Origin of the sequence: Burkholderia catarinensis (assembly GCF_001883705.2) — a bacterium.
GTDB lineage: Bacteria > Pseudomonadota > Gammaproteobacteria > Burkholderiales > Burkholderiaceae > Burkholderia > Burkholderia catarinensis.
In genome coordinates this window covers 1-10,173 of sequence record NZ_MDEQ02000058.1, presented here as the reverse complement: position 1 = coordinate 10,173, position 10,173 = coordinate 1, and the positions used below count along the sequence as shown (strand labels likewise).

Sequence of the window (10,173 nt, the reverse complement as noted above, 5' to 3'; positions counted from 1 at the left end):
CAACCGGCGCAACTCAGAAGGTCCCAACCCTCCGAATTTCTTCTTCCAATTGTAGAAAGTCGCCTCGCTAATTCCGAGCTTGCGGCAGATCTCTTCGACCTTCGTACCCAGCTCGGCTTGCTTCAGCGCAAATGCGATCTGCTCTTCCGTAAACTTGCTCGTCTTCATGGCATGGCCTTCGTGTCCGCTTGGACACATCATGCCGAATTTCTATACTTTTGAACCGGACTATTTCTTGGGTCAGGGTCAAACCTCTTGCCGCACGAGCTGATGGGGCGTGCTGTAGTAGTGGCCACCGACCTCGATGTGATAGTCGATGTTGACGCGGCATTTCTTGAACGTCGCGATCTCGTACCGACGCGTCGGCAGTGGGCGCAGCGCCGGTCGGTCGAGACGCTCGAACCACTCGCGGCGATTGCCCTCGAGCTTCTTGAACGGCCGGGCATTCAGATCGGTGATCAGCGCGGCGATCGCCTTGTTCAGTTCGGCAAGGCTGTAGAAGCGGTGGTTCCGCAGCCGGGCAAGGATCCAGCGCTCGACGATCTGCACGCCGACCTCGACCTTCGCTTTATCTTTCGGCTTGCGCGGCCGTGCCGGCAACATCGCGGTATCGTAGTGATTCACGAAGTCCTGTGTCGTCAGGCCGAGCGTGGGCTCGTATCGATCGGCATTCGAGATCAGCGCCTTCGGATTGTCCGGCACGAGCAGCCGCGGAACGCCGCCGTAAAATTCCATCGCGCCGATCATGCCGCCGATCCAGTCAGGCGTAGCCTCCGAGCGGGTCGCGCACGCATACGTGTAATTCGACGCGCCGAGCACGGCAACAAAGATGTGCGCCTTGAACGCAACGCCGCCAGCGCGATCGAGAATCGGCACGGTCGGCCCGGCGAAGTCGGCAAACAGCTTCTCGCCGGCGAGGTGCTGCTGGCGCATCGAGCGCTTCAGCGTCTGGGTCCAGTCCTTGTACCGCTGGCAGAACTGCGTGTAGCGGTAGGTCCGCTGGCCGGGATGGGCGCCGACGTATTCTTCCCAGAGCAACTGCAGCGTGACGCCCTTGCGGCGCAACTCGGTGTGGATCCATGCACAGTCCGGCTCGACGCGATCGCCAACAACCATCGTGCGGCCGGCGCCGCGCTTGATGAGCAGCCGCTCGAGGTCCGACTCGGACAGCGGCTCGACCGTTGCCCAATCCAGGCCTGCCGATGCAGCGAGCTGCAAATACTGGGTGATGGTGCCGAGCCCGACGCCCAAGGCCCCGCTGACCTGCCGATGAGACAGATTACAAGTCCATTTCAGGCGAAGCACTTCTTTTATTCTGCGCATGGTCGTCCGGTGGGCCGGCATGGTCCGTCTCCAAAAAGAGACCACCATAACGCCGGCGGATTGAGCCATTCGCAGCACCGCCAACCGAAACGCTGTCCGCCGTTTCGGGTCGCCGAACAGTCATTCCGACGAAATGAACAGTCATTTCGGCAGGATGAACACGCGTTTCGGTCGGTGAACACCCATTTCAGGAAGATGAACAGCCGTTTCGGCAAGTCGAACACGCATTTCGGAAACCGCCTGAACTGTTCAGCTTCCACCGAAATCGCTGTTCGGCTTCGCCGAAATACGCAGGTAGAACGCGTGTATCGCGAACTGGGCCTTTCGTTGCGCCACAAGCGACCCCGTCGAAACAAGTCTGCCTGGCGCCGACAACCGAAGCAGTCAGTGAGCGCAATCAACGAGATCTGGAGTATGGATTTCGTCGCTGACGCGCTGTTTGATGGTCGACGCTTGCGCACGCTCACGATCGTGGACAACTACACGCGGGAATGCTTGGCGATTGAAGTCGACGGCTCGTTGCGTGGCGAGCACGTTGTCGCCGCGCTGACTCGGCTTGCGCATCATCGTCCGCTTCCACGCTATATCAAGGCAGACAATGGCAGCGAGTTCATTTCGAAGGTGCTCGACAAATGGGCGTACGAGAACGGCGTGGAGATGGACTTCTCGCGCCCTGGCAAGCCGACCGACAACGCGAAGAATGAATCATTCAACGGACGCTTTCGGGAGGAATGCCTCAACGCACATTGGTTCTTGTCGCTTGAAGACGCCAGACGCAAAATCGAGGTCTGGCGCGAGTACTATAACGAGGCGCGCCCTCACTCTGCGCTGCAGTGGATGACACCGGCGGAATTCGCCCGCCAGTGCACCGATCGGGCCGGTTCGGCCCGCCCCGAAGAGCTGGAATTTTCCAATTAAGACCGGGACGGAAATTGGGCTAGCCTCAATTACCGTCAGCACAGGGCAGTGAAAGAGGGCTGTCAATGCTTGAACATAACGTGGCGTACCAAGGTGTAATCCTCGAGACCGTACATTGACATGTCCTTGCCGTAACCTGACTGCTTTGCTCCGCCATGAGGCATTTCGCTAACGAGCATGAAGTGGGTGTTAACCCACGTGCAGCCATACTGAAGTCGAGAAGACATTCGATGTGCTCGGCCTACGTCGGAAGTCCAAACAGAAGATGCAAGGCCGTAATTCGAGTCATTTGCCCACGCGAGAACTTGTGCTTCGCTGTCGAACTTGGTTACGGAGACGACTGGACCAAAGATCTCATGCCGGACAATTTCGTCTTCTTGGCGAGCGCCGGCTAGGACCGTTGGTTGGAAGTAGAACCCAGGACCTCGGAGGCGCGCTCCACCTGTGATCGCGCTCACGTGAGGCAGATCCAATGCCCGCTTGACGAATCCTTCTACGCGCGCCAGGTGGTCTGATGTGATGAGGGGCCCTATTTCGGTAACGGGGTCATCAGGGAGCCCCATCTTGATCGACTGCACGGCCGCACCGAGCTTCGCAACGAACTTTTCGTAGATCGTCCCTTGTACGTAGATGCGACATGCCGCGGTGCAGTCTTGTCCGGCATTGTAGAAACCGAATGCCCGAATTCCTTCGACAGCTGCATCGATGTCTGCGTCGTCAAAAACGATCACCGGAGCCTTCCCACCGAGCTCCATATGCATGCGCTTCACGCTTTCCGAAGTGGAAGCGATGATTCTCGAGCCTGTCGGCCCAGAACCGGTCAGAGAGACCATCCGCACCTTCGGATGATTGACCAGCATTTCGCCGACGGTAGCGCCTCGCCCATGAACGACATTGATAACCCCCGCGGGGAAAATGTCCCCTAATAGTTGCCCAAGCCGCAGCGTCGTTAGCGGAGTCTGCTCTGACGGCTTCAGCACCACGGTGTTGCCAGCAGCCAAGGCCGGGGCCAACTTCCACGCGGCCATCATCAACGGATAGTTCCACGGTGCTATAGATGCGATAACGCCAAGCGGATCACGCCGGATCATCGAAGTGTGTCCTGCAAGGTACTCACCTGCTGCCGATCCCGTTAAGCAACGGCTGGCACCGGCAAAAAAGCGGAATACATCCGTTGCACCCGGCACTTCATCATTGAGGACTCTGTTGTGTGGTTTGCCGCAATTTAACGACTCCAATTTAGCAAACTCAGTCGCATGCTCTTCGATACAATCGGCCAACTTGAGAAGAAGCGCTGCGCGATCCTTTGGTGTGGTTTGCGACCACGTCGAGAAGGCCTTGTCGGCGGCATCGACCGCAGCCTCGACTTGCTCGGAGCTGGCTTCGGGAATTTCGACGAGGACTACGCCCTCGGCTGGATTGAATACAAGCGTGTCTTGCCCCTCTCCGGCAACAAGCACTCCGTCAATCAAGAGATTTTTTTGCATAATTCATTTTAGTCGAGGAGGGCATAAAGCCTTAAAAAAGACGTTCTTCTTTATACCGAGAATTACAGAACTGAACCCGTATAGTTCGGGATTTTTTATTGAATCGACCTTATTCCATGGCCGTTGTGACGACCCGGCCCCGAATCAACATATAAGCCAAGCCGGCAGCGACCCAGCAACAACCAAACGTCAATGCCACACGATCGAGGCTGGCGAGCATCGCCGCTGACGTCGCGGCTCCTATGATCGGAAATGCGATACCCCGTACGATGCCAGCTTTGTCACCACGCTCCCGATCGAAGGTTAGTTTGAGTGCGCAAAGATTCACGGCAGTAAACGCAAGAAATGCCCCGAAGTTTACGAGCGATGTCGCAGTATCGATTGTCAGGAACAACCCAACCATGCCAAATGCGCCGGAGATAACGAGGTTTGCAGCGGGCGTTTTGAACCGTGGGTGCAGAGTGCCGAACGGCATGATCGGCAACTGGTTGTCGCGCCCGAGTGCGTACAGCAACCGTCCTACGCTGGCCTGGAAGGATAAGCCCGCAGCAAAGTGCGCGACGATAATGCCAGTGAGCACTGCAGCGAAGAAGACGTCGCCGCCGATATTCCGAGCTATCTCGAACGCTGCGTTGTCGATTACCTTGAAATCTGGCACCGGGTGGGCGAGATACATAAAGTACGCCGATCCGATGTACAGTACGCCGCCAATCATAGCTACTGCAAGAATCGCACGCGGGATCGTCCGTCGTGGGTTGATAGCCTCCTCGCTCAAAGTCGACAGGGCATCGAAGCCCAGAAACGAATATGCCGCGATCGCAGCCCCAGCCATACTAGCTCCAAGTGGAACGGCTGCGTTATAGAACGGCTTGGCGTCAAGAAAGGCACCCATGCCACGGTTTCCCGCGACATATTTCCAGCAAAGACCAATGAAAACAGCAATAATCGTCAATTGAATCAACATCAGAATGGTGTTGAACCGATTTGCTACCTCAATGCCCAATATGTTAAGAAGTGTGGTTGTGATAATAAAACTCGCGATCCAGATCCACTGAGGCACATCGGGACATGCAATATGTAGATAACTGGCTCCCAGCAGCCAGATCAACATAGGGATGAAGAAGTAGTCAAGTAATGCGGCCCAACCCACCAAGAACCCAATTCGCTGGTTGAGCATTTGAGAGGCATACGTATAGGCTGAGCCTGCAGTGGGGAACAGACGGATGAGTCGGCCGTAGCTCAATGCGGTAAAAACGACGCCAATCGTTGCAACGACATAGGATAATGCAGCTGTATTCTTACTGGCTTTTGCGATGACGCCGTATGTGCCAAATACGATCAGAGGGGCGATGAAAGCTAGCCCGAAGAGAAGCACCGAAAAGAAACCCAGGCTCCGTTTAAGCGTTTCGCCATCGTCTGAACTATTCACTTGAATCTCCTAAGCGGCGGTGTTCGTATGCGGCATTTACAATCCCGATGTAGCTTTCGATCGTCATGGCCTTGGCATTACTTGGATCAGAGATATTGTTCTTTGATTTTTCTGCGATGAGATTAAAATCCTCGACTCTTACGCCTTCGATTTCTGAGAAGCGTGGGATACCCAGATCACGACTCATCTGAAAGAGACATTCCACCGCTTGAGATGCCGCTTCTTCACTCGACAGCGTCGGATCAACCCCCAGTGCATAGGCGACGTCCGCATGGCGTTGCAGGTCCGAGTCCAAATTGTACGAAAATACGAAAGGCAGAAAGATCGCATTTCCGACGCCATGTGGTGTATCGTACATTCCACCTATCGCTTCAGAAATGCAATGCACGCTCGCAATGTCGGCGTTACCAAATGCCATGCCTGCAATGAGGCTGGCAATCAACATTGCCTCTCGAGCTTCTGTGTTGTCGGGTTGTTGCACCGCAGCTTTTAGATTTTTTGAAATCAGGCGAATTGCGTGCAGAGCAAGTCCGTCGCTGATGGGATTGGATTGACGTCCCGTATAAGCTTCAATCGCATGTGTCAACGCGTCCATCCCAGTCGCAGCTGCGATGGCCGGTGGGAGCGACTGGGTAATGTCCGAATCCAGCAGAGCCAGGATAGGGCCGATACGGTAGTCAAGCACACTCATTTTGAAGTGGCGGCGCGTGTCCGTGATAACGGAGAAGAAGGTTACCTCGCTCCCGGTACCTGCGGTCGTCGGAATCGCGACAATGGGAAGTACCTCGTGTGCCAATTTCGAGGCGCCTTCATAGTCTTCGATTTTCCCTTCGTGCGTGAGAAGAACGCTTATGGCTTTTGCTGCGTCCATTGCGCTACCACCGCCGACAGCGAGAAGGCCGTGAATACCTGTTTGTTTGTAAAGCTTTGCTGCGGCGTTGATTTCTTCGCTTCGCGGATTGGGGCTGATGTCAGAAACCTCGTCGAAAAATATGTTCGCTTGCCTGAGGCTCTGATATATACCATCGAGCACACCAGCACGTTTCACACCGGGATCTGTGACTAACAGCACGTGCTTTAGCCCAAGATCGTTGAGATACTTGCCGGTTCGATTGCGGAGTCCGGGCTCCATCACGATTCGGGTCGGTGTCGTGAATTGGAAATTCATGGTGCTTATCCTGTGTAATTCTGATGCTGGTGTGGTTTCTGGAATGGATCTAGAGTTAATCACAATTTTTTTGTGATTCCGTTCATGCTACAAAGGTTTGTGACGTGCCATGATGTGTCGGGCGACGCTGTAATCTTGTAATGAATCGGTAGAGAGGTCTTTTCCGTACCCCGACAACTTGAGCCCGCCATGCGGCATTTCGCTGGCCAGCAAGAAATGGCTATTTATCCAAGTGCAACCGTATTGAAGATGGGCCGCGACCTGCATAGCTTTATCAAGGTTCGTAGTCCAAACAGAAGATGCGAGACCGTATTCTGAGTCATTCGCCCAATCGATTGCCTGTGTGACTTCTTCGAACCGGGTTACGGTGACAACAGGACCAAAGACTTCTCGTTGGACGATTTCGTCTTCCTGCTTGCATCCTGCAAGCAACGTTGGTTGGTAAAAGAATCCTGGGCCCGAAAATTCTGCGCCACCCACGATCCGTTCAACGTGGGGCTCTTCTAGGGAGCGTTGGACGAAGCTCGCGACCCGGTCGCGCTGTCGAGCCGTAATAAGCGGAGGAATTTCGTTCTGGTCGTCCTCGGGACGCGCATAGCGCAAGGTCGCCACGGCATCGCCCAGATCTCGCACGAGTCGATCATGTATGCCGGATTGCGCGTAGACCTTGCACGCCGCAGTGCAATCCTGACCGGCGTTGTAGTATCCATGTTTCCGGATTGATTCGACAGCATCCGCAACATCAGCATCGTCGAAAACGATCACTGGAGCTTTGCCGCCCAGTTCGAGATGGGTGCGCTTTAACGTCCGGACGGCGCTCTGCAGAACCTTCTGGCCAGTTATGATGTCACCGGTGAGAGATACCATACGCACCTTCGGGTGCTTGACGAGATGACTTCCACTGGTGCTGCCAGCGCCCGTCAAAATATTGACTACCCCCGACGGCAATATTTCGGAGAAGATCGGTGCGAGTGCCAAGATCGACAGTGGGGTGTGCTCAGACGGTTTGAAGATGAGCGTATTTCCTGCAGCCAGCGCCGGGGCAATTTTCCACGACGCCATCATCAGCGGATAATTCCAGGGGGCGATTGCCGCGATCACGCCAACTGGATCGCGACGAACAAAGCTGGTGTGGCCTGGTACGTATTCGCCGGCGAGTTGTCCTTGTTGGCAACGGATGGCGCCAGCAAAAAATCTAAAGACATCGATGGCTGCTGGTATGTCATCCGCTCTGGCGAGATGCAACGGTTTGCCGCAGTTGAGGGCCTCGATATGCGCGAGATAATCTAGTCGCGCCTCCATTGCATCCGCAATTGCAAGTAGCGCAGCGGATCGCTGCGCCGGAGTCTTCCGTGACCAGCTTCCAAACGCGCGTACAGCGGCTGCTACGGCGGCTTCGACCTGATCCAGTGAGGCCTCAGGGACAGCGATAATCTCATCGCCGCTTACCGGGTTGACGATGGATTCACTGATGCCCTCGCCTTGCACGAGCTGGCCGTCTATGAGCAGTTCGGTATGTAGAGTCATGGTCGCTGCACTGGTGTTCATCAATAGGCCTCCTGTCAATCTATCTCCTTCGCTTGAGCAGAGACCTCGACCGGTGTCGGCTTGTTCGCCATGGATACAACGTTAATAGGTCGCGACGGGGGCGACAAATTCTAATTTGCGAATGAGTCATTCGATTAAATCGAATGACGCCGATTTGATGACTGTTCTCTCGCGACAGCGAGGAATCGGTCCACTAATGCGGAGCGGGCCGATCCCTTGCGCCACGCAAGCCCTACGTCAAGGTGCTCCGCCACATCGGCCAGTGGCCGAACCTCGATAATGTCGCCGTCCAAGGACCACGGACGATACGTCATGTCTGGTTGGATTGAGACACCCAAGCCCGCAGCGACTAGGCTACGTACCGCTTCAACCGAAGAAGTTCGTAAGGCAACCGTCGGATTGAGCCCGGCTCGGCTCCAGATGCGCTGCGCGTACACGTCCATTTCGTCAGCATTCAGTTGAATTAGCTGTTCCGAGTACACGTCTACGAGCCTGATGTTGTCGCGCTCCAGCAGCATATGCTGGGCGGGTAGCCACAATCGGTGCGGTGAATGAATCAGAACTTGCGTCTGAAGAGCGAGACGATTCTCTAGATTTGAAAGTACTAGAACACCGACATCGATCTCTCCGCTAACCAGGAGATGCTCGATGAAAGGGCGCTCGTCTTCGACCGCTCGGGCTGTAACGTTTGGGTAGGCCCGGCGAAAGCGCGTAAGCAGATCGGCCAAATAGTACCCGGACACCATGCTTGTCACCCCGATAGTGATGATGCCAGAGACCTTGTCCGTGCTCTGCTGAATACTTCGTTTCGCGTTTTCAACCGTGGCCAGAATAAGGTGCGCCTGTCGCAAAAATTGGTGGCCCTGATGCGTGAGTGACATCCCCTTGGAGTGCCTATCAAACAACCTGACACCAATTTCGTCTTCCAATTGCTGAATGGCAGTTGTTAATGTTGACTGGGTGATGAAAATGGTTTGAGTTGCCGCAGCGATCGAGCCACTTTCCGCCACGGCGATGAAGTGGCGGACTTGACGAAGAGTCATGGCCATTTTGGTGATTCATATATCGATAGGAGCGAATAACAACAAGCATATTCGATCCGGCAGAACTAAGGGGGAGCAAATTTGAACTGACCCCAGGAAGTTGGATGGTCGGAACCGACGGTTAAACCGATGAGGACGGAAATGGCGAGAGGGCTTCGGTCGTCAGAAACGTGGCGATACGCTCCTGTGCGGAAGCTACCGTGTGCGACCGCGCAGTTGCCAATTGCTGATCGTGGAGCAGCAGGATCGTCTCGATTGCCGAATGGCCGTCATCGGATAGCAGCCAGACATCATCTCGCTTTCCGCGTACCGCACATTGGCTGAGGGCGGCCTCAGCTGCACGAAAGTTGCTCAGGTCGCTGATTCGCGAGGTCATGTCCTGCACGAAATAGGCGACATAGATCGCCCGGAACAGTCTGCCGACGACATCGAGATTGCCGTGACCATATTTCAGAGTGGTCAACGCGAGGTGATGCTCCAGTGACTTTCGTTGCGCGACTGCCGCAGACAGGGGCAGCAGCATCGTTTTGGTCAGAACCTTCCGATGCTTGGAGCTGGTTCGGCGCTTCTCTTTGCTCATGTGGGTTTAATTCCGCTCGGGCCACCACGGTTTTGGTGCTTCCCGAATCAGGTAGTCGTCGAGGTTCTTGTCGACAAGCCATTTTGGGCGGGGGCCTTTGCCAGACCAGGAGTTTCCGGAGTTCGGGTCGTAGTACATTGCAGGGGCCTTTTGTCGCTTGGCCTGGATGAAGCCACCTGCGCGGAGTAGTTCAATCTCGGAGATGCCGAACTCCTTAACGTCTTCGGCGATCTGCTTGAGTTTTGCTTGTTTCTCCTGCTGCTTGGCTTCGTCGACGAGCAGGTTCAGTTGACCGAGCTGCCTCTGCAGTTCGCGAATGGAACAATTGTTCATATTGCCTTGTCTCGAGCGAATCACTGCTTGGAGGCACATCCAGCAGTCGAGTTCGCGGTGTAGTGAATTTTGCTGAAGATTGACTCGGCCACTAATCTTACTGTGTCAATAAGTCAGCATTGGACGCTGAACAAAACGGACATCGCTGGAGCCGGCGCGCGATGTAGGCAGCGATACGCCAGCGCAGCGTGGTGATGGAATCAGCCACGTGGCGCTGCGCGCGCTGGGGACCCGCGTGGCACGTAATCCGAGGGTAAGGCAAATGGATTGCGGTTCGCGGAGTTTTTTTTACTGCCGCCTTGTATAAGGCGTTGAGCAACAAGAGACCCATAGGCAGCAATACA

The 10,173-nt window shown here is 55.2% G+C and carries 9 protein-coding genes and 2 pseudogenes; 1 reads left to right on the top strand and 10 read right to left on the bottom strand.

Annotation, left to right across the window (positions count from 1 at the left end; translation table 11 throughout):
- Both BFF94_RS37200 and istA read right to left on the bottom strand, forming a co-directional pair.
- The coding region (locus BFF94_RS37200; RefSeq protein ID WP_219140451.1) for a transposase at positions 1-168 on the bottom strand (168 nt) is incomplete at its 3' end.
- Positions 169-249: 81 nt separating this feature from the next.
- A pseudogene (gene istA / locus BFF94_RS37195) lies at positions 250-1,344 on the bottom strand (IS21 family transposase); the annotation flags it as partial.
- On the opposite strand from istA, the gene BFF94_RS38120 reads away from it, so the two are divergent.
- On the top strand, positions 1,270-2,241 hold the full coding sequence (locus tag BFF94_RS38120; RefSeq protein ID WP_246637504.1) for an IS3 family transposase: 972 nt from the start codon (positions 1,270-1,272) through the stop codon (positions 2,239-2,241). The pseudogene istA and the gene BFF94_RS38120 sit on opposite strands and share 75 nt — an antisense overlap.
- Positions 2,242-2,303: 62 nt before the next feature.
- Here BFF94_RS38120 and BFF94_RS37185 read toward each other — a convergent pair whose 3' ends face one another.
- From BFF94_RS37185 to BFF94_RS37150, 8 genes and pseudogenes are all read right to left on the bottom strand, one after another.
- The gene (locus BFF94_RS37185; RefSeq protein ID WP_128843627.1) at positions 2,304-3,728 is read right to left on the bottom strand and encodes a gamma-aminobutyraldehyde dehydrogenase; all 1,425 of its coding nucleotides are present in this window, start codon (positions 3,726-3,728) and stop codon (positions 2,304-2,306) included.
- 109 nt (positions 3,729-3,837) lie between these two features.
- The gene (locus BFF94_RS37180) at positions 3,838-5,163 is read right to left on the bottom strand and encodes an APC family permease (RefSeq protein ID WP_201260397.1); all 1,326 of its coding nucleotides are present in this window, start codon (positions 5,161-5,163) and stop codon (positions 3,838-3,840) included.
- Positions 5,150-6,325, bottom strand: coding sequence for an iron-containing alcohol dehydrogenase (locus tag BFF94_RS37175; protein ID WP_128843625.1), 1,176 nt, complete (start codon positions 6,323-6,325; stop codon positions 5,150-5,152). Before BFF94_RS37175 ends, BFF94_RS37180 begins: the two co-directional genes overlap by 14 nt.
- Before the next feature lie 87 nt (positions 6,326-6,412).
- Positions 6,413-7,834 (bottom strand): gamma-aminobutyraldehyde dehydrogenase, encoded by a 1,422-nt coding sequence (locus tag BFF94_RS37170; protein WP_201260396.1) that lies wholly within the window; start codon positions 7,832-7,834, stop codon positions 6,413-6,415.
- A gap of 173 nt (positions 7,835-8,007) precedes the next feature.
- Entirely contained in the window at positions 8,008-8,922 is a 915-nt protein-coding gene (locus BFF94_RS37165; RefSeq protein ID WP_201260395.1) for a LysR substrate-binding domain-containing protein, read from the bottom strand.
- A gap of 115 nt (positions 8,923-9,037) precedes the next feature.
- Positions 9,038-9,496 carry a hypothetical protein gene (locus tag BFF94_RS37160; RefSeq protein ID WP_128843623.1) on the bottom strand — a complete coding sequence of 153 codons (459 nt, stop codon included), beginning with the start codon at positions 9,494-9,496 and terminating at the stop codon, positions 9,038-9,040.
- A 6-nt stretch (positions 9,497-9,502) separates the two neighbouring features.
- Positions 9,503-9,829, bottom strand: a complete 327-nt coding sequence (locus BFF94_RS37155) for an H-NS histone family protein (RefSeq protein WP_128843622.1) — start codon at positions 9,827-9,829, stop codon at positions 9,503-9,505.
- 200 nt (positions 9,830-10,029) lie between these two features.
- Positions 10,030-10,173, bottom strand: a pseudogene (locus BFF94_RS37150) (IS701 family transposase); the annotation flags it as partial.

Coding starts and splice junctions, on each gene's coding strand:
- BFF94_RS38120 (WP_246637504.1), top strand. CDS start 1,270: ATGAGACAGATTACAAGTCCATTTCAGGCGAAGCACTTCTTTTATTCT.
- BFF94_RS37185 (WP_128843627.1), bottom strand. CDS start 3,728: ATGCAAAAAAATCTCTTGATTGACGGAGTGCTTGTTGCCGGAGAGGGG.
- BFF94_RS37175 (WP_128843625.1), bottom strand. CDS start 6,325: ATGAATTTCCAATTCACGACACCGACCCGAATCGTGATGGAGCCCGGA.
- BFF94_RS37165 (WP_201260395.1), bottom strand. CDS start 8,922: ATGGCCATGACTCTTCGTCAAGTCCGCCACTTCATCGCCGTGGCGGAA.
- BFF94_RS37160 (WP_128843623.1), bottom strand. CDS start 9,496: ATGAGCAAAGAGAAGCGCCGAACCAGCTCCAAGCATCGGAAGGTTCTG.
- BFF94_RS37155 (WP_128843622.1), bottom strand. CDS start 9,829: ATGAACAATTGTTCCATTCGCGAACTGCAGAGGCAGCTCGGTCAACTG.